The following is a 25,390-nucleotide window of genomic DNA, read 5'->3' as shown; positions in this document are numbered from 1 at the left end:
ATTTTGTCATATTAGAATTGTGTTATTTTTACCACCACAACCGCCTATAGGCAATGAATTTTTCAAGGAATTACCAGAAAAAATTGATCTTAGCCATAAATTTTGCATTAACACTTTGACGAAACTGACGAAAAAGGATAAATTAGATTATCCTTTTTAATATAGTGAGTGCTAATTATGGAAAACGTCAACAAACAATCCTTTCAAGAAGTTTTAGAATATGTTCGTTTATATCGTCGTCGTAATAAATTATTACGTGAAATTGGTGATAACGACCGCAAAATTCGTGATAATAAAAAACGTTTATTATTACTTGATAATTTAAACGATTATATTCGTGATGATATGAGTATTGCCGATTTACGTGCAATTATTGAAAATATGCGTGATGACTATGAAGGTCGTGTTGATGATTATATGATCAAAAATGCCGATCTTTCTAAACAACGCCGTGAAATCAAAGCTCAAATGAAAGATCGGAACAAAGCTCATGCTGAATTATTGAAAAATGAAAAATAATTCGCTGATATTTTAGAGTTAATTTAGAAAATCTGTTTCTCATCTTAATGCCTGAGAAACAGATTTTTATTATTTAGCTCATTTAGCTAACATTTCATCGACAAACTGCGGAACTAATTCACCCGCTTTTCCCACTCTCACATCGGCAAAATGCGAACGAATCTGACTGGGTTCTAAATTGATTTCAATAGTCTTACATTGAGGGCTGACTTCCTGCACAAAACCTGCGGCAGGATAAACATTGCCCGATGTGCCAATGGAAACAAAATAATCACATTTATTTAAAGCCTGATAAATCCGTTCCATTTGTAACGGCATTTCGCCAAACCACACAATATGCGGACGCAAACGGCGTGGTGGTTGGCAACAGGTACAACGATCCTGTTCGGTAATATCCTTTGTCCAGTCGTAAATTTTCCCCGACCAATTACACCGCACTTTTAATAATTCGCCGTGCATGTGAATCAGATTTTTTGTGCCTGCACGTTCGTGCAAGTTATCCACATTTTGTGTTACCACTAACACATTATCACCGAATTTCTGTTCTAATTTAGCCAAGGCAAGATGAGCCGCATTGGGCTGAATGTCAGGGTTAAATAGCTGACGGCGGCGTTGATTATAAAACCGTTGCACCAATTCTGGATTACGCTCAAAGGCTTCGGGGGTAGCCACATCTTCAATACGATGTTCTTCCCACAAGCCATCACTGGCACGAAATGTGCGAATACCTGATTCGGCGGAAATGCCCGCCCCCGTTAGGATAATGATTTTAGGTTGTTTCATTTTCTTTCCTTATGGCTTTGTTTATAGTGAATAAATTATGCAGCCAATAACTCAGGTAAACGATACACCGCATACACAAAAATCGCTAAAATCACCGCTAAAATTCCTTTTTCAGCCCCTGTTAAGGTGATTTTGCCGTGGAATTTTCGGTTGGAATACAGGAATAATAAAATCCCTGGTACATACAACACCACAGACAATAACAAATATTCCAAGCCTGCAGCATAGACGATCCATAGCCCGTAAAGTGATGCCATAAATCCCGTGAGTTTAATGTACCACGCCGCATTGATCTGAATGGAGAGCTTGAATAAATACGCCCCGATTAAGAAATACGGGATTAAAATCATTGAGGTGGAAATCATCAATAAATTGTTATAGCTTTGCTCAAAGACCAACACCAAGACCAAACAAAATTGCACCACAAAGCCCGTAAACCATAGCGAGTTAATCGGTGTGCCGTTTTGGTTGAGTTTGTCTAGAATTTTTGGAAATGCCCCATTTTTTGCACCGCAGTATGGCACTTCTGCGGAGTACATCGTCCAGCTGATATAAGAGGCTAACACCGACACAATCAAACAAGCGGTAATAATCACTTTACCAGTCGCCCCCGTCATCACATCCAGCAACGGACCCATAGACGGATTTGCCATATTGGCAATGGCTTCACGGGGTAAGATTCCTAAAGAGAGAATGGTGATTGCCACATAAAGAATTAACGCAATAACTATCCCTAACACAGTCGCCAAGCCCACATCGGAACGTTTTTTGGCGTGAGCGGAAAGTACCGCCGCACCTTCTACGCCCGTGAACACCCAAAGGGTAATTAACATCGTGTCTTTCACTTGATCGCCCACCGTGTTATTAAGTGCGGTGGCTTTTACGTCCGTATTAAATAAATCCGCATCAAAATACCACAAGCCCAATGCAATAAACAAAATTAACGGAGCGACTTTCACAAAGGTTGCCACCAGATTGACTGCTGCCGCCTCTTTTACGCCCCCTGCAATTAAGGCGTGAACGAGCCACACGATAATTGATGAACCAATAAAGGCGGCAATGGTATTGCCTTGTCCGAAAATCACGGTGGTTTCGCTATCCGTAAACACGCCCAAGCCTTCAAACGCCACGGTTAAATAGCCCACAATCCCGATAGTGGCACACAGCCAATAACCCCAAGCGGACATAAAGCCCATTAATTCGCCAAATCCTTCACGAGCGTAGGTATAAATACCACCATCTAATTCAGGGCGTAAGCGAGAGATAAAAAAGAACGACAAGCCGAGAAAAATAATCCCGATCCCCGTAATCAGCCAGCCGGTAGAAATCGCTTCCGCCCCAGCCACAGCTGCCATATTTTGCGGAAGACTAAAAATCCCCGAGCCAATCATAGAGCTTAGTACCAACGCCGTCAGCGACACTAAGCCGATTTTTTTGTTTGACATAATTGCTTTCCTTTTAGGTTATTAGGGTCCTGTTGACCTTTTAGTTAAGGCTGTTTTTGATAGCCCTCATAATAATAAGATTGTTCAATCCCTTTAAAAATAATTTCACGGTTATCCACATCATCCGTTAAATTGGTTTGCAATAAATACCGCAGTTCCAAATCATTCACAGGGCTACGTTCCATCGCTTGTAAATACAAGGTTTTATCCACATTTTGCCAATTTACCACCTTGCCTAAATTTTTCCGCAAGATCAAATCCAACCAAATTCTTGTGCTACGCCCATTGCCTTCCATAAAGGGGTGAGCAATATTCATTTCCACATATTTTTCAATGATTTGCTCAAAAGTGCTTTCAGGCATTTGCTCAATTTTTGCCAACACTTCTTTTAAATAAAGCACATTGGCAAACCGAAAATAGCCTTTGGAAATATTATATTGACGGATTTGCCCAGCAAAATCATACAGCCCCGTAAATAAGGCGTGATGAATTTGTTGCAAACCTTTGACTGTGCCGACTTCAAATTGATAGACTTCGCCCGTTTCAAAAATTCGGTAGGCATTTTCAAGGCTTTGTTGAACAAGAGATTTCATTATATTTCCTATTTCAAATTCTTCACTAATACTGCAATATAATCCACCCCAATTCCACAGCAACCACCGATAATACTGGCACCTTGAGCCGTCCATTTTTTTGCCCATTGCAAATAGGCTGGCGGATCGAGATCGTTGCGGACTTCATCTAGCCCATCATTCGCCGTGGCATCTTCAGGTTGCGGTGCAAAGGCGTTGGCATAGGCTCCAGTTTTAATATGAAGTGCGGTGTGTTTTTCTAGGGTTTTTCGGGTAACGATTAACGCCTGTTCAATCACTTCGGGTTGGCAACAGTTAAACAAAATCGCCTGTACGCCAATTTCGATCATTTTTTCCACCGCACTTTGCACGCTTTCGCCTGAACGTAGTTGCGGTTCGGTGGTGGGTTTGTCATCGGTTAAGGTGAATGACACCCACAGCGGACGTTCATCTTTTGGCAAGAGTTTTTGCACGGAAACAGGCTCAATAATCGCACTTTGAGTTTCACATAGCCAGATATCCACATAAGGGGACAGCCCATCAATGATCGGTTGAGCAATTTCCGCAAAGCGATTAGGTTGGATTAAATCTGCCCGATACGAGCCGAACATTGGGGGGAGCGATCCTGCGATTTTGGTGGTTAAAACGCCTGAATTCTGCACCGCACTTTGTGCCAGTCGCCCAGCCCGTTCAGCGAGTATTTGACCAGAAACCTGAAAACGTTGCTCACCGATATGAAACGGTACCACGGCATAGCTGTTGGTGGTGATCACTTCCGCCCCTGCCTTGATAAATTCTTCATGCACCTGTTGCACAGCGGACGGCTTTTCAATTAACGATAACGCTGACCATTCGGGTTGGCGGAATGGTGCGTTTAATCGCATAAGTTCACGGCTCATACCGCCGTCTAAAATGGTGATAGTCATCATATTTCCTTAAATTTTGTTAAATCCAACGTCTTACCTTTTGTTGGTATTGTAAAAAATCTTGCCCGAATTTTTGTTTTAATATACGTTCTTCGGGTTGAATTTGAAAGCGATTTAAATAAGCAATAAAGCCAATAATTACTAAAAAGCCTAAGGCTTGTTGTTGCCAAAAAGTAAAAGCGAGTAGAAAGCAAACTAAACTTAAATACATAGGATTACGGCTAAATCGGTAAATCCCGTAAGTAATGAGATGAACACTTTGCTCAGGGCGATGTGGGTTAATTGTAGTTTTATGTTGATAAAATGGATACAAGCTCGCTATAGCAATAATAATACCTGTAAAAATAAAGAGATAACTCAACCAATTAGCTAAAGGCAACGCTATTTTAGGTAGCATGTAGATGAATGCGACTGCCAATAAAAATAAAATAGGTGGGGGAAGTTTAAGTTCCATAAATATTGTTAAATAGGGCGTATGCAATACTACGCCCTTGCAAGGTTACACATTAAATCTAAAGTGCATGACATCACCGTCTTGCACGATATACTCTTTTCCTTCCAAACGCCATTTGCCTGCTTCTTTTGCCCCGTTTTCGCCTTTGAATTGGATAAAATCATCATAGGCGATTACTTCGGCACGAATAAAGCCTTTTTCAAAGTCGGTGTGAATTACGGCGGCGGCTTTCGGTGCGGTTGCACCCACAGAAACCGTCCATGCACGTACTTCTTTCACGCCTGCGGTGAAATAGGTTTGTAAATTTAACAAAGCATAACCAGCACGAATGACACGGTTTAAACCAGGTTCTTCAATGCCTAAGTCTTGTAAAAATTCGACTTTTTCATCATCTTCTAATTCAGCGATTTCTGCTTCAATCGCCGCACACACAGGCACAACAACCGCCCCCTCTTTTTCCGCAATGGCACGCACTTGATCTAAATACGGGTTATTTTCAAAACCGTCTTCATTCACATTGGCAATGTACATTGTCGGTTTTAAGGTTAAAAAATTATAGCCTTTAATCGCAAAAAGTTCGTCTTTATCTAAATTAACTTCACGAATCATTCCCGCATTTTCTAACACAGGCAGGATTTTTTCCATAATGGATAATTCAAATTTAGCCTCTTTATCACCGCCTTTGGCTCGTTTTTGCAAGCGTTGAATGGCACGTTCACAGCTGTCTAAATCCGCTAACGCCAATTCGGTATTGATAATCTCAATATCGTCTGCAGGGTTGATTTTGCCTGCTACGTGAACAATATCATCGTTCTCAAAACAACGTACCACGTGTCCGATAGCATCGGTTTCACGAATATTGGCTAAAAATTTGTTGCCTAAGCCTTCGCCTTTGCTTGCCCCTGCCACTAAGCCTGCAATATCCACAAATTCCATTGTGGTTGGTAATACCCGTTCAGGTTTGACAATCTCTGCCAAGGCATCAAGACGTGGATCGGGCATTGGCACCACACCCGTATTTGGTTCAATGGTACAAAACGGATAGTTTGCCGCTTCAATACCTGCTTTGGTTAATGCGTTGAAAAGGGTTGATTTTCCGACATTGGGTAAACCCACGATACCACATTTAAATCCCATTTTTTATTCCTTACTCTGCTTTAAAACTGTTTAATCGGTTAGTGGCTTTTACCACACCGTCTTTGAATAATACGTCCACACAACGACTGGCTTCGTCAATGGCGGCGTTGATTTTTTCCTGATCTTTTGGGGCAGCTTTGCTTAATACATAACCTGCCACCAATTCTTTACTGCCTGGGTGATCAATGCCAATACGAATCCGATAGAAATTTTTGTTATTACCTAATACGGCAATAATATCTTTCAGCCCGTTATGCCCACCGTGTCCGCCACCTTGCTTGATTTTCGCTACTCCACAGGGTAAATCCAGCTCATCGTGTGCCACGATAATTTCTTCAGGTTGAATACGAAAGAAATTGGCTAATGCACCCACCGCTTTACCGCTTAAATTCATAAAAGTAGTTGGCACAAGCAACCATACATCACCAAGTGCGGTGGAAATCTTGGCAGTTTTACCAAAATATTTGTTGTCGTCTTTCAGACTGACATTATATGAACGGGCAATTTCATTGACTAGCCATTCCCCAGCGTTATGACGAGTTCCCTCATATTTTGCCCCAGGATTGCCTAATCCGACAATTAATTTGATTTCAGACATAGATGATTCCGTTAGTCAAAAATAAGGGGATATTATAGCGGAAAATTTGCGTTTTTACACGGTATTCTATTTGCCTTGATAAAAGGCATAGGCATAACCTGATACAATGAAAGCCCTTAAAATCAACATTTTTAAGGGCTTTCATACTATGTTAAATCTAAAACCTTGGTATCACTTAAATTAAGGACGAACCCCCAAGATATGACAAATCGCATAGGTCAATTCGCTACGATTTAAGGTATAAAAATGGAAATCATTCACGCCCTCTCTGGATAACACTCGTACCATATCAATAGCAACACTTGATGCGACTAAATTACGGGTAGTTTGATCCTCATCTAAACCCTCATACATCTTAGCCAACCAACTTGGAATTTTCACATTCGTTACGCTCGACATTTTCTGTAACTGCTTGAAATTGGTTACAGGCAAAATACCTGGCACAATTTCTGCATCAATACCGATGGACGCACAACGATCACGAAAACGCAAATAGCTTTCCACATCAAAGAAAAATTGCGTAATCACATGATTTGCCCCTGCATCAATTTTGCGTTTTAAATTTATCAAGTCTGCTTGAGCGGATTTGGCTTCAGGATGAACCTCGGGATAAGCCGCCACCGAAATATCAAAATCTGCTACATCACGTAATAATGTGACTAAGTCTGACGCATAAAATGGCTTTTTGGCATAACCTTTCGGCTCATCGCCACGCAATGCCACAATACGGCGAATACCACTATCCCAGTAGTCTTTAGCAATTTGGCGGAGTTGTTCAGGGGTGGCATCAATCCCCGTTAAATGGGGGGCCGCTTCTAAACCTGTTTGTTGTTTAATACTTTTAACAATACTATGAGTGCGATCACGCTCACCAGAATTTGCCCCATAAGTCACTGATACAAATTTCGGTTTTAAGGTCTTTAAACGGTGAATAGATGCCCACAGGGTTTCTTCCATTTTTTCGGTTTTCGGTGGAAAAAATTCGAATGAAACGTTAATTTTTCCGTCTAAATCTGCAATGTGTTGGTTTAGTGTATCAATTTCTTTGGCGTAGCTCATATATTCGCTCCATATTATCTGAATTCAATTAATGTATTGAGTTAAGGATAAATTAAAGCAATCATAATTATGCGTCAATTTCAAAAAATTCACATTTTTTATGAATCTAATTCATATAAGCTATATTTGTAGTCATCTGGTAAATTCGCTATACTTTTACCTAATTATCCGTACCTCTTGGAAAAATAATGAGCAAAAAAGTTAAATTCTTATTACGTTTATCGGCTGTCGCTTTAGTGGTTGGCGTAGCGACACAATTTTATACGAACTACCAAATCGATCAGACCATTAGCAAATTTCCTTATCAATTAAAGGATCAATTTAATATCACTATTACAGAAAAAAATAGCGATTTTTTTACTCGTGATCTCATTTTTAGCATGGAGCGAAATGGTAATAAAACGGATTTTATGCACACAAAATTAACCGCACTTCCGTTAATGATTAGTGCAGAATCGGAATTTAATACCAATTTAATTAAGAAACTAAATGAACAACTTAATATCACCATTGATAAAAATACCATTACCAGTCAATTTTCAGTCTTTAGTGATAGTTTAAGTTCTCGTGTTGTGACCGAATTTCGTGATAGTACAAATCAATCGCAAACTTTAGAAAGCGAATTGTCTTACGATATTCAATCCAAATCTATTGAATTACAAACTGAACTTTCCGCTTTTAACTACGATAAATTATTAAAAATCACTGACCTGAAAGGTAACTTTTTATTAACCACGGTTGGGGATAATTTATATGATTTAATTAAAGCAGATTTTAAAACCAAGAAAATTGATGTGAACTTACTCGATGGTGACGGCACACATATCGGTTTAGTTAAAGGACATTATATTCTGGATAAAAAAATCAATGATCAAGGATATGATTTAAATCAGCAGATTAATCAACAAGGGATTTATCTGTCGAATAAAAATACTAAATCCGATCAAGATAAAACCAGAGCAGAAGATGTAGTGCTGACGTTAAAGCGACAAGGCATTCCATCTCATGTTACTTTTCCTGAGCAATTAAAACAATTACAAGCAGAGCAATTTAATTTAACTTCGATGATCACACAATTTATTGATTTTGTATTTAATAATCAAAAAATTGAATCCACACTTTCAGTAAACCGTTTTATTTATCCTAAGAATGAAATAAACCTGATTGATGCCCAAAATACACAAATTGTTTTTTCATCAAATCATCAAGATAAACAAAATTCAGAACAAACGATTAATCTAAAAGCAAAAAATATTCTGTTTAATCAAGATGATGAATTGTCATTTACTGGCATTTCTGCCGAAAATAAACTTTCACATTTAAATTTAGAAAATCATTTAGCTTTTTTAATCAAATATTTACCGAAAAGTTTACAAACTAAGGATTTACCTCAAAAAGATACGCCAAACTTCTTAGCCGATTTAGATAAACTCGCTGAAAATTTCCAAACGCAATTAGAAAGTGCGGTGAAAATTGAGAAAGTTTCAATGAAAAATCAAGGGACAGCAGAAAATCTTAAATGGAACTATACTGCTCAACCGCTGAAAGATATTTTTGATACAAAAAATAATATTTCGTTGGATAAATTAACCTTAACTGAACAACAAATGCAATTTAGTCAGTTAAAATTAGATTTCCCATTGGAACAACTATCACCAAACAAAGCGTTTTACCAAACCTATTTTTGTAAGTTATACCGTGGTATCTGTGCAACTAATTTAACTAGTGATAATTATACTAAAATAACATTGGAACAATATTTAGTTACGCCCGTTAATATTCCCAAAGCAACATTCATAGCCAATATTGATACTTATCCAAGTGCCAGCAAATCTTTACCTGTAAATGCAAATTTAACGGCGACATTACCGCAAGGTTATGCAGATGGAATGAATAATATCAAGCAAAATAATATTCAACTAAACGTTACTATTGCGGAAGACATAGTTAAAATGGAAAAACCACCAACACCATTTTGGCATTCTATTGTTACTGTGGTACAAGATTTGTTTAAACTTGAAGACGGGCAATATCATCTTGATTTCAAAGCCGATAATGGCAATATGTTAATTAATGGAATGCCTTTTGACTCTGAACAACAAAATTCTGAACCACAAGATGAATTAAACATAGAAAAAGAGTAAAAAATAAGGAAACGGATTTCGTTTCCTTATTTGCTTTATTCTGTCAATTTTTCTAACCCAAAATGACGATAAGTATGGTTAGTGGCAATTCGCCCCCGTGGTGTGCGTTGTAAAAAACCTTGTTGGATCAAATAAGGTTCTAGCACATCTTCAATAGTATCTCGCTCTTCCCCTATGGCTGCTGCAATATTATCTAACCCCACTGGTCCACCGTCAAAACGTTCAATAATTGATGTTAAGAATTTGCGATCTAAATAATCAAAACCAGCCTGATCAATATCTAACATAGACAATGCCGCATTGGCAATTTCTACGGAAATCACACCGCGGTTTTTCACATCTGCATAATCACGTACACGGCGTAATAATCGGTTGGCAATACGTGGTGTGCCACGAGAACGGCGAGCAATTTCAATCGCAGCAGCTTCAGATAATTCTAAATTTAAGCAGTTAGCACTGCGTGAAACAATGAACGTTAAATCTTCCACCGAATAAAATTCTAGGCGTTGTACAATACCAAAACGATCACGTAACGGTGAAGTCAGTGAACCTGCCCTTGTGGTTGCTCCGATTAAAGTAAACGGCGGCAGATCGAGTTTAATCGAGCGAGCGGCTGGACCTTCGCCAATCATAATATCCAGTTGATAATCTTCCATCGCAGGATAAAGCACTTCTTCAATAGCTGGCGAAAGACGATGAATTTCATCAATAAATAGCACATCATGGGGTTCAAGATTGGTCAGCATAGCCGCAAGATCCCCTGCTTTTTCTAACACAGGACCTGAAGTCGTGCGAATATTCACCCCCATTTCATTCGCCACAATATTGGCTAAGGTGGTTTTACCCAATCCAGGGGGACCGAAAACCAGTAAATGATCCAAAGCATCTTGACGTAATTTCGCTGCTTGAATAAAAATCTCCATTTGCGACCGCACTTGTGGTTGCCCCACATAATCCGCCAATAATTTAGGGCGAATGGCACGATCAACGATTTCATCATCTAATTTTGCTGTAGCACTAATAATGCGATCTGCTTCAATCATCATCTATCTCACTTATAAGGCTGCTTTTAAGGCTTCTCGAATTAGTTGTTCAGAAGACAGATCTTGTTTTGCCACTTTCTTCACCATTTTCTCTGCATCCATAGGTTTATAACCTAAAGCAATCAAGGCTGAAACCGCATCATCTGTAGCTATATTTTCCGTTGCAGATATCCGTTCAACCGCTGGCAAATGGTTACTTTTCACAAAGAAATCCCCTTGCCCCACACCTTTGAATTTGCCTTTTAATTCGACCAACAAGCGTTCCGCCGTTTTCTTACCCACACCTGGAATTTTCACTAACTTAGATAATTCTTCGTGTTCAATCGCATAAGCAAATTCCGATACTGACATGGCGGACAAAATCGCTAAGGCTAATTTAGGACCTACCCCATTGGTTTTGATTAATTCACGGAATAAACTGCGATCTTGTTTATGGGAAAATCCAAACAGTAAATGTGCATCTTCTCGTACCACCAAATGGGTAAATAAAGTACAGTCTTGCTCAATTTCAGGTAGATTATAAAAACTTGTCATAGGTAATAACAATTCATAACCCACACCTTGTACATCAAGCAAAATTTCAGGCGGGTGTTTTTCGATAAGTTTACCTTGTAAGCGACCGATCATAGCGTTAAATTATCCTTGCAAAAATTTTTGCTTACTATAACCAAAGACTGAACAAAAATCCAGTTAAATTTTTAAGCGAAAACGCCCACGGCTATAACGAGTGCGTAAAAGTGCGGTGTATTTTTCTCGAGTTTCCGTTGGAGTTGCCGTGTGAGAAACCTGCAAACTATGTTGAATGGTATGAGCATGGGTAATGGCAATCGCTAAGGCATCTGCTGCATCAGCTTGGGGTTTATCAGAGAGTTTAAGAATACGAGTAACCATATCTTGTACTTGTATTTTATCCGCCGAGCCAATACCTGTTACTGTTTGTTTCACCAAACGAGCAGCATATTCAAACACGGGTAAATCACTATTCACCGCGGCTACAATGGCTGTGCCACGTGCTTGTCCGAGTTTTAAAGCGGAACTTGGGTTTTTGGCTAAAAATACTTCTTCAATAGCAAACATATCAGGCTGAAATTGCATGATAATTTCCGTTACGCCAGCATAAATCCGCTTTAAACGTGTTGGCATATCTTCTACTTGGGTACGAATAGCACCGCTGCCGAGATATTCTAATGTACGTCCTGTTTGACGAATAACCCCATAACCAGTCACTCTTGAGCCAGGGTCTATTCCTAAAATGATTGCCATGTTGCCCTACAATTCTACAAAATAAAATGGGTGGAGTTCTATCTCCACCCAATCATCATAACTGATTTTAATTATTTATTTAATCGTTTTGTCGCTGTTTTATTAACATTACAAAGTTTTGCTAAAATTTGATCGGATTCAGCACCTTTTTTCACTAAATGAATGGCATCAACACCATTAAAATTGTCCAAGGTTAAACCCGTATCTACATTCCATTCGTATTTATCAGAAACAAATGAAACGGTATCTTTGCTATTATCATCACGAGCTAATGATACTTTTAATGCTTTTTGACCTTTACCTAAACGAACACTAACCGCTCGCGGATCGTTATTTTCAAAAGCATAGGTTGCTGTTACTACTTTGCCTGACTGACAACGATAAACCACCGATTTATTTACAGTTGGCACTTTTTGTACTTTTACTTGTGCGGTACCATCAATATTTTTTGCCATCTCAGTTGCTTGTGCATCTGCTGTATTCATAGCTTGCTCCATTACTTGAGCTTCTTTTTCAGCTTGAGCAGCAGCCATTTCTTGCTCGCTAGGAGCAGAAGAACAAGCAGCCAATACTACTGTGGCACAGATTGCAGGAATAAATTTGACTAATTTCATAGAATCTCCTTAATAAAAAATAAAAGTAAGGTCTTGTTCAAAAAGACATTTTTATCCTAGCATAACAAAACCTATAATACAAATTATATTAAAGTAGGGCTGCCACTTCATCACTGATTTCACCGTTGTGATAGACGTTTTGCACGTCATCACAATCTTCCAGCATATCAATTAAACGTAATAGTTTTGGTGCATTTTCTGCATCAAGATCAACGCTGGTTGATGGGATCATTGTTACTTCTGCACTCTCAATTTTGAAACCTGCTTTTTCAATCGCTTCACGCACATCACTTAAATCTTCCCATGCGGTATAGATTTCAAATGAACCGTCATCTTGCGGTTGAATATCGTCTGCCCCCGCTTCGATTGCCGCTTCGGTCAAAGCATCTTCATCGGCTTCAAGAATTAAAATTAAACCTTTTTTACTGAATAAATAACCGACTGAACCCTCAGTCCCTAAGTTACCGCCACATTTGGTAAAACTCGGGCGAACCTGTGAAATGGTGCGGTTGGCGTTGTCACTCAAACATTCTACCATCACCGCCGTGCCACCCGGTCCGTAACCTTCGTAAACACGGGTTTCCATATTGGTGTCATCGCCACCGCCCACACCACGCTCAATAGCACGGTTGATGGTGTCACGGGTCATATTGCTGGAAAGTGCTTTATCCACTGCCGCACGCAAACGGGGGTTGGTGCCGACATCACCTCCGCCGATTTTTGCAGCGCTGACTAATTCACGGATTAATTTAGTAAATACTTTACCACGCTGTGCATCTTGTGCGGCTTTGCGGTGTTTGATGTTAGCCCACTTACTGTGTCCTGCCATGTTGTTTTTCCTTTCTCTTTTTTGTTTAATTTTAAATTTGGTTTATTTATTACTTTTTTCTTCGCCAATGTTCTTGTTACTTTTTTGCTTCGCCAAAAAAGTAACCAAAAAAGGCGACCCTGCTTTGCCTTGTTTCCTAAAAATCCATTAATTTGTTTAACGGGAAATGGCTGAACTCGCTTCGCTCAGACAGACGCCATTTCCCTACAAATTAAGGGATTTTTAGGCGGCAAAGAAGGGAAAAACTTTCTTTGCGTTGTAAAAGTGCGGTGAAAATTTGAGATTTTTTACCGCACTTTTAATCCAATTCAACTACCCTCCATATCCCGTTGAGATATGTTTAGGGGTGAGTTTTATTTTATTAAATATTTTTCTATTGCCTGCCGATTATTAGGTGATTTGGTTAATTCAGTGGCTTGTTTTGGGTTTATCCATTGATAAGCAAGATGTTCCGTTAATTGGGGAACTCGCTCATCTGGCAGAGCCAACAAAAACCAATGCTCTTTGCAATGGGTGACATTCGGGGCATATTTATACCGAAAATGCGGGAAAATTTCAAATGTTATCCATTCATTGCAGTCAAAAAGTGCTAAATTTTCTGCTTTGATGTCAATGCCTGTTTCTTCTAATACTTCTCGAATAGCCGTTTGTTCGGGTGTTTCGTCTTTAGCTAACGATCCTGTGACCGATTGCCAAAAATCGGGGTCGTCTTGGCGTTGGAGCATTAGGACTTTATTGCTGTTTTGGGCGTAAATCACAACTAAAACGGAGTTAGGATTTTTATAGTACATTATGAATAAAATAAGTCAGATCATTAGACAAAATTATACATCCCTTAATAAAGGGTATTCCCAAAATTAGCATCGTTGAAACCAATAAAAAGCCTCTACACTTCATTGCATTATTATCTGCTTTATAACTATACTTAGGAAACGTTATTAATAAAATTTGTGTCCACACTATATAAAGTAAGAGTGACAAATTATATCCCCCAGTAGCCATAAAGCATTTAATTATTAAATCACTGATAAGAATAGATAAATAAAAAGTACCAACATATCTAATAATAATATTGAATCCCTTAAACCACCATTGTTTTGTCAATTCTTTATCTGAATTTTTATTATGCCAGTCAATAATACAATATATGGGTACTAGAACGAAAACCACATAAAGAAATACCGTTCTAACAATAATATCATCAGTAATAAGATGATCTAAATAATTGATCTTAGGAAAAAAGCCTATAAGAAGAAAGAAACCTACGATACATAAATTACTAATCAATATATTTTGAATACCCACCCAAAATTCTTTAATTGTATCTGTCAAATCATTCATCATTTTTCTCTCTAATATATAGGCTTTTCCTACAAAAATTATTCAATCTTTGCTTTAACATCAATCGCCAATTCCGCCAACGCTTGCGGATTCGCGAAACTTGGGGCATCGGTCATCAAGCACGCTGCTGCGGTGGTTTTCGGGAATGCAATCACATCACGGATATTTTCTGTACCCGTCAACAACATCGTTAAACGGTCTAAACCGAATGCCAAGCCTGCGTGTGGCGGTGTACCGAATTTTAATGCGTCTAATAAGAAACCGAATTTTTCACGTTGATCTTGTTCGTTAATGCCTAAAATACGGAACACGGTTTGTTGCATTTTCGGGTCGAAAATCCGCACCGAACCGCCGCCCACTTCGTAGCCGTTGATCACCATATCGTAAGCATTTGCTACGGCACTGGTTGGATCCGCTTCAAGCTGTTCTGGGCTGAAATCTTTTGGTGATGTGAATGGGTGGTGCATTGCGGCAAGATTGCCCTCTTCATCCCGTTCAAACATTGGGAAATCAATCACCCAAAGCGGTTGCCATTCGTTTAGGCGAGTTAAACCGAGATCACGACCGAGTTTTAAGCGTAACGCACCCAATGCGTCAGTGGTGGTTTGCCATTTGTCGGCACCAAAGAAAATAATATCGCCTGTTTCGGCTTTGACACGATCTAAAATGGCTTTTAACACTTCTTCCGATAAGAATTTCGCAATCGGGCTTTGCACGCCGTCTAGTCCACCATTTACATCATTGACTTTTAACCACGCCAAGCCTTTCGCACCATAAATACCGACAAATTGGGTGTATTCGTCAATTTGTTTACGCGTGATGGTTGAGCCGTTTGGTACACGAATAGCGGCTACTCTTCCGCCTTTGTCATTGGCTGGAGTTTTGAATACGCTAAATTCCACATCACGCACAAGGTCAGAAATTGTGACCATTTCTAACGGGTTACGCAAATCGGGTTTGTCTGAACCGAAACGCTCCATCGCTTCCTGCCATGTCATCACAGGGAATTTGCCTAAATCCACGTTGATAGTGTTTAACCATAAACCATGGATTAATTTTTCCATAATCGCACGTACTTCAGGGGCAGTTAAAAAGCTGGTTTCCACATCAATTTGGGTAAATTCAGGTTGGCGATCTGCACGCAAATCTTCATCACGGAAACATTTGACGATTTGATAATAACGATCGAAACCCGACATCATCAGTAACTGTTTAAATAATTGCGGTGATTGTGGCAAGGCATAGAATTTGCCTTTATGCACACGGCTTGGCACGAGATAATCCCTTGCCCCTTCTGGGGTGGCTTTGGTGAGCATTGGGGTTTCAATATCTAAGAAACCTTGTTCGTCCATAAAACGGCGAACAAAGCTGGTGATTTTAGCACGAGTTTTTAGCCGTTCCGCCATTTCAGGTCGGCGTAAGTCTAAATAACGGTATTTTAAGCGTTGTTCTTCGGTGTTGTTTTGGTTGAAGTCTAACGGCAATACGTCTGATGCGTTATAAATAGACAACTCGTGAGCCAAAATTTCTACTTCGCCCGTTGCCATATTTTTATTAACTTGATTATCAGGGCGAGCAATCACTTCGCCTTTGATTTGAATACAAAATTCGTTACGCAGACTGGCGGCTTGCTCTAAGGCTTGCGGATATTTCGGGTCAAAACATACTTGCACAATGCCTTTCACATCACGCATATCAATAAAAATCAATCCACCTAAATCACGGCGTTTATTCACCCAACCGCTTAATGTTACTTGCTGTCCGATATTTTCACGGTTTAATGCACCGCAATAATGAGTTCGCATCATGTTAAAATCCTTTGTTCTGTAAAGTATGAGAAAAAATTGCGTCAATTATAGCGGAAAATGCCTGCGGAGAAAAAGATTATTTAAATCTAATAACACAATAAGATTTAAGCATTAACCGATTAATTTTTATAACCTTAGATCAAAAATTAGTGCATTGCATATTCATTTTTGTTATATTGTGCAACCTTATTTTATGGATTTAACTCAAGTCAAAGGATTGTCATGTTATTTATCAATATTATATTTACAATTATTCTGGCTATTCGTTTTTATAGCCTATCCATTTCCATTCGTAATGAAAAAGCATTGATTGCTCAAGGTGCCATTCAGTATGGCAAAGCCAACTCTAGCTTGCTTTCTGTTGCTCATATTCTGTATTATGCTTCGGCAATTATAGAAGCAAATTACCGCCATATAGTATTCAATACTATTTCACTCATCGGCTTAACGATCCTTATCGTTGCCATTGCAATGTTGTTTTACATCATTTACGAATTAAAAGAGATTTGGACGGTTAAAATCTATATTCTGCCAAATCATAAAATCAATAGGTCATTTTTGTTCAAATATATCCGCCACCCAAATTATTTCTTAAATATTATTCCAGAATTAGTCGGATTAGCTTTATTTTGTCAGGCATCTGTTACTGCCCTTATCGGTTTACCAATTTATCTTATTATTTTAGCGATACGCATTAAACAAGAAGAAAATGCCATGGCACATCTGCTAAAAAAATAACAATTTATTTGTAGTAGGGTAAAACTTCTTCTAAAATAACCGCACTTTTTTGGTTAAACGTAGCAATTATATGAATAAAGATACGATTTTTTCGACCCCTATTGAAAAACTGGGCGATTTTACCTTTGATGAAAACGTAGCGGAAGTGTTTCCTGATATGATTCAACGCTCCGTGCCAGGTTATTCCAATATCATCACGGCAATCGGCATGTTGGCAAATCGTTTTGTCACCGCCAATAGCCACGTTTACGATCTCGGTTGTTCACGTGGTGCCGCTACCCTTTCTGCTCGGCGGAATATCCAACAACCGAATGTCAAAATTATCGGTGTCGATAATTCACAACCGATGGTGGAACGTTGTCGTCAGCATATCAATGCGTATCATAGTGATGTACCCGTAGAAATTTTATGCGATGATATTCGCCATGTAAAAATTGAAAATGCGTCTATGGTAATTTTAAATTTCACTTTGCAATTTTTACCTCCAGAAGATCGCCAAATCTTGTTAGAAAAAATTTATCAAGGCTTAAATCCAAACGGCGTATTAGTGCTATCGGAAAAATTCCGTTTTGAAGACAAGAAAATTGACGATTTACTGATCGATCTACACCATCAATTTAAACGAGCCAACGGCTACAGTGAACTGGAAGTCAGCCAAAAACGTACCGCACTTGAAAATGTCATGCGTCCAGACAGTATAAATACACATAAAGTGCGGTTAAAAAATATCGGATTTTCCCATGTTGAAGTGTGGTTTCAATGCTTTAATTTTGGATCGATGGTAGCGGTGAAGTGACCCGCACTCTCGTACGGGGCTAAGCATAATCACACGCCACTCCGTGGCTAATACCAGATAAGATGCAGAGCATCATCACAATACTAATCCTGTACGTCAGTGCAGGGACTACCCCGCACTCTCGTACGGGGTTAAGCACATCACGCCACTCCGTGGCTAACGTTAGATAAGATGCGGAGCATCGTCACAATCGTAGCCCTGTACGTCAGTGCAGGGCAAACAAAAACGCCGAACAATAAATTATTCGGCGTTTTTGTTATTTATCGGCATTGACTATTCGTCAAATGAACCTTTTTTTTCTAAGTTGGTAACTACTTTGACACTAAGCCAAATGGCAAATAATACACCGATTACCCAAATTGCATATACCATAGTATTCTCCTTCTTAGTATGCTGTCGTTTTGTTTTCTTCGATGTATTTAGCATCGATTCGACCAAACATTTTGTAGTATGACCAAATTGTATAAGACAAGGCAATTACTACAAATACTAATGCACAGAACAACATTATTTGTAAAGTTAATTGACTTGAAGTTGCATCCCACATTAATAAGCTCATATCAGGGTGTGTAATTGATGGCATAACAAATGGGAACATTGATACGCCACAGGTTACAATAATACCCAACATGGTTAATGATGAGAAGAAGAATGCAAAACCTGAACGGTTAGCTTTAGAGGCTGCGATATTTAATAACGCACCAATCACTGCTAAGACAGGGAAAATATATAACAACGGAATGTCGTTATAATTTTTGAACCATGCACCCGTTTCAAGTGTTACCGTTTTACCTAATGGTGAAGATACAGCATTATGATCAACAACGCTAGTGACTACAAAGCCATCTTTAAATAATAACCATACACCAGCAAGAGCGAATGTCACTAAGGTTGTAAATGCACCTACTTGTGAAATAGTTCTGGCACGATTACGTAATTCTGCCGTAGTTTTCATTTGTAACCAAGCAGCACCTTGTGTTGTTAGCATAGATAAGCTAATTAAACCACAAAGTAACGCAAACGGATTTAATAATTCAAAGAATGAACCAGTGTATTTGATTTGCATAATATCGTTGAATTCAAATGGTACACCTTGTAATAAGTTACCAAATGCCACACCGAATATTAATGACGGCACAAAACCACCAATGAATAAACCAATATCCCATGCTTTACGCCAAGTTACGTCCTCAATTTTAGCGCGATATTCCAAACCTACTGGACGGAAAAATAATGCGGCTAAAACTAAGATCATGGCAATATAAAAGCCAGAGAAAGATACCGCATAAACAATAGGCCATGCGGCAAACATTGCACCGCCAGCGGTTAATAGCCATACTTGGTTACCGTCCCAGTGTGGCGCAATGGTGTTAAGCATGACACGTTTTTCAACTTCTTTCTTACCTGCAAAAGGTAATAAAGTTAATACGCCCATATCAAAACCGTCTGTTACACAGAAACCGATTAACAAGACAAGAACTAGAATCCACCAAATAAAGCGTAGAATTTCATAATCAATCATTGTCTAACTCCTACTTATTTAGTTGATTGCTCGAAATAATAGCGACCTGTTTTTAATGCACTTGGTCCAAGACGACCATATTTAAACATTAAATACATTTCTGCTACTAAGAATATTGTATATAAGGCACAGAGTAAGCCGATTGAGAACCAAAGATCACCTGTACTTAATGATGAATTGGCAATACCCACAGGCAGAACATCTTGAATTGCCCAAGGTTGACGACCGTACTCGGCTAAGAACCAACCTGATTCAATAGCAATCCACGGTAATGGCAAGCTCCACAATAGTGCTTTAAGTAGCAATGGCGTTTTATGTGCTTTATCACGAATACTTTGTACAAATGCACCGAAAATTAATAATCCGATAACACCTGCAAGCCCTGCCATGACACGGAATGACCAGAATACTGGAGCAACATTAGGAATACTATCTTTAGCAGCCGCTCTAATTTGGCTTTCAGTGGCATCAATGACTTTATTAGTATAGCGTTTTAATAATAAACCATAACCTAAGTCATTACGCACTTCTAAGAATTTCGCTTTAGTTGCTTCGTCAACTTTACCCGCTTTTTTCTGAGCACGTAATTCTTCAAGTAAACCATAAGCGACAATACCGTTACGTACACGTTGTGTATTGGTTGCTTCTAATTCTCTCAAACCAGGATATGTGCCATCAAGTGAACGAGTTGCAATCATTCCCCCCATAAATGGAATGGAAAATTCTACATCATTTTTACGTTCTGCCTGATTAGGAATCGCAAATAAATGCCAAGAAGCAGGTGCGGGTTGAGTTTCCCAATCGGCTTCCATAGCAGCTAATTTAACAGGTTGTGTTTGACCAACTTCATAGCCAGACTCATCACCCATCACAATAACACCTATAGTTGCGACTAAACCAAAGGTTGCAGCAATAGAAAAAGAACGTTTAGCAAAACCAATGTCACGACCTTTTAAAATATAGAATGCACTGATAGCTAATACAAACATCGCAGCAGATACATAACCCGCTGATAAAGTATGTAATAATTTATTTTGTGCGGTTGGATTTAACCATAAATCTAAAAAGCTAGTCATTTCCATTCGCATGGTTTCAAAATTAAATTCTGAACCTGCAGGATATTGCATCCAACCGTTAGCAACTAAGATCCACATTGCAGATAGATTTGAACCAAATGCTACACAATAAGTAGAAATTAAGTGTTGTTTTTTAGATAAACGATCCCAACCAAATAGAAATAACCCCACAAAGGTTGATTCTAAGAAAAAGGCTAATAATGCTTCGATAGCTAAAGGAGCACCGAAGATGTCCCCTACATAATGAGAATAATACGACCAGTTAGTACCAAATTGAAATTCCATGGTGATACCAGTGGTTACCCCAAGAGCAAAGTTAATGGCAAATAACTTACCCCAGAATTTTGTCATATCCTTATAAACTTGTTTGCCTGTAACCACATAAGTTGTTTCCATAATGACAAGAATAAAGGAAAGACCTAATGTTAAAGGAACAAACAAGAAGTGATATAACACTGTTAATGCAAACTGCAAACGAGAGAGTTCAACAACGTCTAACATCTCACAACTCCTTGTAAATATGCTACAAGATTATTACTAGATTACTATAATAAAGAAGTAATCACCCCAATTTTATCTTTTAATGTTCAACCAGTGTTTAACATTAAAAGTAACCTTTTATATAAATTTATTTAACAATCTTTACTCATTTAATTAATAAGAGATTATCAAAACAATCCAAGATCGCTGGCTATTCTACTACTTTTTATGCGGATAAAAAACAGAAAAAATGTTATATAGATCACATTTATAGATCTAAATCAAAAAAAAGGTAAAATTATTTCGCCTCTCGCATTTGATCTTTCGCAAAATCAAATTCCTTTTAACAAAAGATTAACATCGCATCTGCTTATGCAATGTTTAGTTAAATAACATAAAATCATTCAGACTGAAAATAAATGCCACCATTCCATAAAAAAATATAGACTTTTAATTAAATCTCTGATATTTTCACGAAACTTGTGGGAATTATGTACTAAATTAAGTCCCATTTTAACCGTTCAATCAAAGGATAGACCTAGTATGATTAAAATAACAACGAAATGTGCCACACTGTGTTTGACATTGGCATTATCATTGTTATCTAGTTTTTCTGTATCAGCAACAACAGATGCCACAGAAATCCCAGAACAATGCCAAAAACTTTTTAGCGAAACTGAAAAATTATTTACCGAAGCTCAACGCCAACCAGGTACACATACTCAATTACATAAAATCCAAAATAAACTGAATCAAAGCAAAAAACAAATTCTAGAAATGGAAGTAGCAACACAAATTAAAAGTTGCGACCAAGGTTTAGCAAAACTCAGTAAATTACATAAAGCAAATGAAGATCATGTAAACTAGTATTTACCCTATACTCTCGTATGGGGTGACTAAAGTAATCATGCTCGGTATCTCTCTTCGATCTATTAAGCTACGGCGTAGCGACACCATGCGTAACCCCGTACGCTAGTACGGGGAAAAAATGACAAATTCAGAAAAACTACAACACCTTATCCAAACCCACTTCCCCGAAAAAACAGCCGAAAAAAACACCGCACTTTTAGACAAATTAAACCATGCGGTCGCCATGTCAGATTTCCTATTAGAAGTCTTTAAAAAACAACCGCACTTTTTAGCAGAATGTTTGGAAAACTTACCTGAATTACCTGATGGCGATCACTATTTCCCCCGTTTAAATAACGAATTAGATCAAACAGATAGCGAAGAACAATTTTATAAAGTCTTACGCCAATTTCGCAATCGTGAAATGGCGGTGTTAAGCATTTGCCAAAGTCTAAATATCGGCACGGTGGAACAAATTTTTATTCTTCTCTCGCAATTAGCCGAAAGCCTGATTATTGGGGCAAGAGATTGGCTATATAAACAAGCCTGTCAAGAAATGGGAACACCTTGCGATGAGCAAGGCAATCCGCAACAACTGTATATTTTGGGTATGGGCAAGCTCGGGGGTTTTGAGCTGAATTTTTCTTCCGATATTGATTTGATTTTCACCTACCCTGTGGCAGGCGAAACTGTGGGTGGTCGCAAAGCCATTGATAATCAAAAATTTTTCGTGCGACTCGGGCAGCGATTAGTCAATGCGTTGGATCAATTCACGCCAGACGGCTTTGTGTATCGCACCGATATGCGACTTCGTCCTTTTGGCGACAGTGGGGCGTTGGCGTTAAGTTTTGCCGCTATGGAAACCTATTATCAAGAACAAGGGCGAGATTGGGAACGTTATGCGATGATTAAAGGGCGAATTTTGGGCTACAATCCGCAAGATCCGAACGTGATTGCTTTACGCCAACTGCTCCGCCCATTTGTGTATCGCCGTTATATTGATTTTAGCGTGATTCAATCTTTGCGTGAAATGAAAGGCAAAATTGAGCGAGAAGTTCGTCGCCGTGGCTTAAATGATAACATCAAACTCGGGGCTGGCGGGATTCGTGAAGTGGAATTTATTGTGCAAGTGTTCCAATTAATTCGCGGCGGACGAGAAATCAGCTTGCAACAACATTCACTGCTTAACCTATTGCCAGAATTAGAAAAATTAGGCTTATTACCGCCTGAGCAACGCCACGATCTCACTCAAGCCTACTTGTTTTTACGCCGTGCGGAAAATGTGTTGCAAGCCATTAATGACAAGCAAACGCAACTATTACCCACTGATCCGCAAGATCAGGCTCGTTTGGTTGTCACTTGTGCAGAATTCACCCAATTCAATACGGATAATCAACCCGAAACCCTGCGTTATCCCATCCACGATTGGGACAGTTTTTATGCGGTATTACAACAACATCAGCAAAAAGTGCGGTGCGTTTTTGATGAATTAATTGGCGATGAAAAAGAACCCACAGAAAGCAATGCCGACAACGGATGGCAAGATTTGCTGGAAATGAATGAAACGGAAATGGAACAGCTACTCGCTGAACAGCAAATTCCTGAAGCCCATTTTGATGAAATTTTAGACCATTTACACAAATTCCGCCACGAACTAGAACGCCGTGTCATTGGCAACCGTGGGCAAGAAACGCTCAATAAATTATTGCCCCAATTATTTCATCAAATTTTTAGTCACGATGCCTATTTAACCCTATTACCAAGAATGTTAAATATTGTGGAGCAAATTCTCTCTCGCACCACCTATTTAGAGCTGTTATTGGAAAATCCGCAGGTGCTAACCCAACTGCTGTCGCTTTGTTCCCAATCCAAAATGATTGCCGATCAAGTGGCTCACCACCCGATTTTGTTGGACGAATTGCTCGATCAAAAAAGCCTACAAAATCCACCGCACTTTGAGCAATATCCTGCTGAATTACAACAATATTTACTGCGTTTGCCGCCTGATGACGAAGAACAAATCCTGTACGCCTTGCGTCAATTTAAGCAAATTACTCTGCTCCGCATTGCCGCCGCCGATATTCTCGGCGTGTTGCCGATTATGAAAGTGAGCGATCATCTCACCTATTTAGCCGAAGCCATTATTGCAGCGGTGGTAAATTTGGCGTGGCAACAAGTGACCGCTCGTTTTGGCACGCCGACTCATTTAACCGACAACAAAAAAGGCTTTGTGGTAGTGGGGTACGGCAAACTCGGGGGCATTGAATTGGGCTATAAATCCGATTTGGATTTGGTGTTTTTGTATGACGGCGTGCAAGGACAAACCGCAGGCGGCAAAAAATCCGTGGATAATTTCCAATTTTATTTACGCCTTGCCCAAAAAATCGTCAGTATTTTTAGTATGAACACCAGTGCTGGCGTGCTGTATGACGTGGATTTACGCCTGCGACCCTCTGGCGATGCAGGTTTGCTGTGTAATTCTTTTGATGCGTTCAAAAAATATCAACAAAACGATGCGTGGACGTGGGAACATCAATCTTTAGTACGCACAAGAGCTGTGTATGGCGAGCCAAAACTTCGCCAACAATTTGAGCAAATTCGCACGGAAATTTTGGCGACCCCACGAGATTTGCAAAAATTAAAAACAGACGTATTGGAAATGCGTGATAAAATGTACCAGCATTTAGCCAACCACGATCCCGAAAAATTCAGCATTAAAACCGATCAAGGCGGCATTACAGACATTGAATTTATCGCTCAATATTTGGTGTTAGCCAATGCCCCAAACAATGTGGCGTTAGCCTATTGGTCAGATAATGTGCGAATTTTTGAGCAAATGGCAGAATTTAAGGTTATCAGCCTAGAAACGGCGGAACAGCTCAAACATTGCTACACTAGCTTACGCAACCGTATTCATCAGTTAAATTTACTCGGTGTGAAAACCATCGTGGATGCCAGTGAATTTAGCGAAGTGCGGTTATTTATTCAGAAAATTTGGAAAGAACTTTTTACACAATAAACACTCCCTAGTATGACAGAAACCGAAAAAAACACAGAAACAAACATTGAAATTGAAATAGCTTACGCCTACCCAACATCCTATTTCTTAAAGAAATTACAGGTAAAACAAGGTACTACGGTACAAGCTGCCATTTTACAATCAGGCATTTTACAACAATATACTGACATTGATTTGCGAGAAAACAAGGTAGGGATATTTAGTCGCCCTGTGAAACTCACCGATCCTGTCAATAATGGTGACCGCATTGAAATCTACCGACCATTGCTCGCTGATCCAAAAGAAATCCGCCGTAAACGAGCGGAAGAACAGGCGAAAGAAGCAGCGGAGAAGAAGAAATCAGAAAAAGAACAGCATAAAAAAGCACATTAAAAA

25 protein-coding genes are annotated in these 25,390 nt (G+C 39.1%); 7 read left to right on the top strand and 18 right to left on the bottom strand.

Going from position 1 to position 25,390, the window contains the following annotated elements:
• Positions 1 to 177: 177 nt before the first annotated feature.
• Positions 178 to 519 (top strand): DUF496 family protein, encoded by a 342-nt coding sequence (locus O1Q80_RS04985; RefSeq protein WP_386689949.1) that lies wholly within the window; start codon positions 178 to 180, stop codon positions 517 to 519.
• A 78-nt stretch (positions 520 to 597) separates the two neighbouring features.
• Here O1Q80_RS04985 and cobB read toward each other — a convergent pair whose 3' ends face one another.
• The 8 genes from cobB to metF form a co-directional block, all read right to left on the bottom strand.
• Positions 598 to 1,302 carry a Sir2 family NAD+-dependent deacetylase gene (cobB, locus tag O1Q80_RS04980; protein ID WP_386696044.1) on the bottom strand — a complete coding sequence of 235 codons (705 nt, stop codon included), beginning with the start codon at positions 1,300 to 1,302 and terminating at the stop codon, positions 598 to 600.
• Positions 1,303 to 1,337: 35 nt separating this feature from the next.
• A complete protein-coding gene (locus O1Q80_RS04975; protein ID WP_386696042.1) occupies positions 1,338 to 2,747 on the bottom strand; it encodes a basic amino acid/polyamine antiporter in 1,410 nt (469 codons plus the stop codon).
• A 44-nt stretch (positions 2,748 to 2,791) separates the two neighbouring features.
• A complete protein-coding gene (fic, locus tag O1Q80_RS04970; RefSeq protein WP_386696040.1) occupies positions 2,792 to 3,340 on the bottom strand; it encodes a protein adenylyltransferase Fic in 549 nt (182 codons plus the stop codon).
• A gap of 8 nt (positions 3,341 to 3,348) precedes the next feature.
• The gene (locus O1Q80_RS04965; protein WP_386696039.1) at positions 3,349 to 4,245 is read right to left on the bottom strand and encodes a homocysteine S-methyltransferase family protein; all 897 of its coding nucleotides are present in this window, start codon (positions 4,243 to 4,245) and stop codon (positions 3,349 to 3,351) included.
• A 19-nt stretch (positions 4,246 to 4,264) separates the two neighbouring features.
• Entirely contained in the window at positions 4,265 to 4,699 is a 435-nt protein-coding gene (locus O1Q80_RS04960) for a methyltransferase family protein (RefSeq protein WP_386696038.1), read from the bottom strand.
• A 45-nt stretch (positions 4,700 to 4,744) separates the two neighbouring features.
• The gene (ychF, locus tag O1Q80_RS04955) at positions 4,745 to 5,836 is read right to left on the bottom strand and encodes a redox-regulated ATPase YchF (protein ID WP_386689930.1); all 1,092 of its coding nucleotides are present in this window, start codon (positions 5,834 to 5,836) and stop codon (positions 4,745 to 4,747) included.
• Positions 5,837 to 5,846: 10 nt separating this feature from the next.
• Positions 5,847 to 6,434 carry an aminoacyl-tRNA hydrolase gene (pth, locus tag O1Q80_RS04950; RefSeq protein WP_386696036.1) on the bottom strand — a complete coding sequence of 196 codons (588 nt, stop codon included), beginning with the start codon at positions 6,432 to 6,434 and terminating at the stop codon, positions 5,847 to 5,849.
• A gap of 180 nt (positions 6,435 to 6,614) precedes the next feature.
• On the bottom strand, positions 6,615 to 7,493 hold the full coding sequence (metF, locus tag O1Q80_RS04945; RefSeq protein WP_386696034.1) for a methylenetetrahydrofolate reductase: 879 nt from the start codon (positions 7,491 to 7,493) through the stop codon (positions 6,615 to 6,617).
• Positions 7,494 to 7,681: 188 nt separating this feature from the next.
• On the opposite strand from metF, the gene O1Q80_RS04940 reads away from it, so the two are divergent.
• Entirely contained in the window at positions 7,682 to 9,637 is a 1,956-nt protein-coding gene (locus O1Q80_RS04940) for a hypothetical protein (RefSeq protein ID WP_386696033.1), read from the top strand.
• Between the two features lie 35 nt (positions 9,638 to 9,672).
• Here the strand turns inward: O1Q80_RS04940 and ruvB are convergent, their stop codons facing one another.
• The 8 genes from ruvB to aspS all read right to left on the bottom strand — a co-directional run bounded on the left by ruvB (position 9,673) and on the right by aspS (position 16,535).
• Positions 9,673 to 10,680: a Holliday junction branch migration DNA helicase RuvB gene (ruvB, locus tag O1Q80_RS04935; protein WP_386696149.1), complete on the bottom strand. Its 1,008-nt coding sequence runs from the start codon at positions 10,678 to 10,680 to the stop codon at positions 9,673 to 9,675.
• Between the two features lie 12 nt (positions 10,681 to 10,692).
• The gene (ruvA, locus tag O1Q80_RS04930) at positions 10,693 to 11,307 is read right to left on the bottom strand and encodes a Holliday junction branch migration protein RuvA (protein ID WP_386696031.1); all 615 of its coding nucleotides are present in this window, start codon (positions 11,305 to 11,307) and stop codon (positions 10,693 to 10,695) included.
• Positions 11,308 to 11,370: 63 nt separating this feature from the next.
• Positions 11,371 to 11,943 carry a crossover junction endodeoxyribonuclease RuvC gene (ruvC, locus tag O1Q80_RS04925; RefSeq protein WP_386696030.1) on the bottom strand — a complete coding sequence of 191 codons (573 nt, stop codon included), beginning with the start codon at positions 11,941 to 11,943 and terminating at the stop codon, positions 11,371 to 11,373.
• A gap of 71 nt (positions 11,944 to 12,014) precedes the next feature.
• Complete coding sequence (locus O1Q80_RS04920; RefSeq protein ID WP_386689918.1) at positions 12,015 to 12,557, bottom strand: hypothetical protein; 543 nt, start codon at positions 12,555 to 12,557, stop codon at positions 12,015 to 12,017.
• A gap of 88 nt (positions 12,558 to 12,645) precedes the next feature.
• On the bottom strand, positions 12,646 to 13,386 hold the full coding sequence (locus tag O1Q80_RS04915) for a YebC/PmpR family DNA-binding transcriptional regulator (RefSeq protein WP_386696028.1): 741 nt from the start codon (positions 13,384 to 13,386) through the stop codon (positions 12,646 to 12,648).
• 353 nt (positions 13,387 to 13,739) lie between these two features.
• Complete coding sequence (gene nudB, locus O1Q80_RS04910) at positions 13,740 to 14,177, bottom strand: dihydroneopterin triphosphate diphosphatase (RefSeq protein ID WP_386696026.1); 438 nt, start codon at positions 14,175 to 14,177, stop codon at positions 13,740 to 13,742.
• Positions 14,167 to 14,730 carry a hypothetical protein gene (locus O1Q80_RS04905; protein ID WP_386696025.1) on the bottom strand — a complete coding sequence of 188 codons (564 nt, stop codon included), beginning with the start codon at positions 14,728 to 14,730 and terminating at the stop codon, positions 14,167 to 14,169. The genes nudB and O1Q80_RS04905 overlap by 11 nt, the downstream gene beginning before the upstream one ends.
• Positions 14,731 to 14,765: 35 nt before the next feature.
• Positions 14,766 to 16,535 carry an aspartate--tRNA ligase gene (gene aspS / locus O1Q80_RS04900; protein WP_386696023.1) on the bottom strand — a complete coding sequence of 590 codons (1,770 nt, stop codon included), beginning with the start codon at positions 16,533 to 16,535 and terminating at the stop codon, positions 14,766 to 14,768.
• 222 nt (positions 16,536 to 16,757) lie between these two features.
• Here aspS and O1Q80_RS04895 point away from each other — a divergent pair, with 222 nt between their 5' ends.
• The gene (locus O1Q80_RS04895; protein WP_386689906.1) at positions 16,758 to 17,273 is read left to right on the top strand and encodes an isoprenylcysteine carboxyl methyltransferase family protein; all 516 of its coding nucleotides are present in this window, start codon (positions 16,758 to 16,760) and stop codon (positions 17,271 to 17,273) included.
• Between the two features lie 70 nt (positions 17,274 to 17,343).
• On the top strand, positions 17,344 to 18,069 hold the full coding sequence (gene cmoA, locus O1Q80_RS04890; RefSeq protein ID WP_386696022.1) for a carboxy-S-adenosyl-L-methionine synthase CmoA: 726 nt from the start codon (positions 17,344 to 17,346) through the stop codon (positions 18,067 to 18,069).
• 385 nt (positions 18,070 to 18,454) lie between these two features.
• On the opposite strand, the gene cydB is transcribed toward cmoA, so the two are convergent.
• Together cydB and O1Q80_RS04880 are read right to left on the bottom strand one after the other, a co-directional pair.
• Complete coding sequence (cydB, locus tag O1Q80_RS04885; protein ID WP_386689902.1) at positions 18,455 to 19,591, bottom strand: cytochrome d ubiquinol oxidase subunit II; 1,137 nt, start codon at positions 19,589 to 19,591, stop codon at positions 18,455 to 18,457.
• Between the two features lie 14 nt (positions 19,592 to 19,605).
• Entirely contained in the window at positions 19,606 to 21,168 is a 1,563-nt protein-coding gene (locus O1Q80_RS04880; RefSeq protein WP_386689900.1) for a cytochrome ubiquinol oxidase subunit I, read from the bottom strand.
• Between the two features lie 522 nt (positions 21,169 to 21,690).
• On the opposite strand from O1Q80_RS04880, the gene O1Q80_RS04875 reads away from it, so the two are divergent.
• From O1Q80_RS04875 to O1Q80_RS04865, 3 genes are all read left to right on the top strand, one after another.
• On the top strand, positions 21,691 to 22,014 hold the full coding sequence (locus tag O1Q80_RS04875; protein WP_386689898.1) for a DUF5339 domain-containing protein: 324 nt from the start codon (positions 21,691 to 21,693) through the stop codon (positions 22,012 to 22,014).
• Positions 22,015 to 22,135: 121 nt separating this feature from the next.
• Positions 22,136 to 25,015: a bifunctional [glutamate--ammonia ligase]-adenylyl-L-tyrosine phosphorylase/[glutamate--ammonia-ligase] adenylyltransferase gene (gene glnE / locus O1Q80_RS04870; RefSeq protein WP_386696020.1), complete on the top strand. Its 2,880-nt coding sequence runs from the start codon at positions 22,136 to 22,138 to the stop codon at positions 25,013 to 25,015.
• A 12-nt stretch (positions 25,016 to 25,027) separates the two neighbouring features.
• Positions 25,028 to 25,387: an RnfH family protein gene (locus O1Q80_RS04865; RefSeq protein WP_386689894.1), complete on the top strand. Its 360-nt coding sequence runs from the start codon at positions 25,028 to 25,030 to the stop codon at positions 25,385 to 25,387.
• The last annotated feature ends 3 nt before the right edge of the window (positions 25,388 to 25,390 follow it).

It is taken from the genome of Lonepinella sp. MS14435, from assembly GCF_042485795.1.
In the GTDB taxonomy this organism is placed as follows: domain Bacteria; phylum Pseudomonadota; class Gammaproteobacteria; order Enterobacterales; family Pasteurellaceae; genus Lonepinella.
This window is presented reverse-complemented; position numbering and strand designations above follow the sequence as displayed.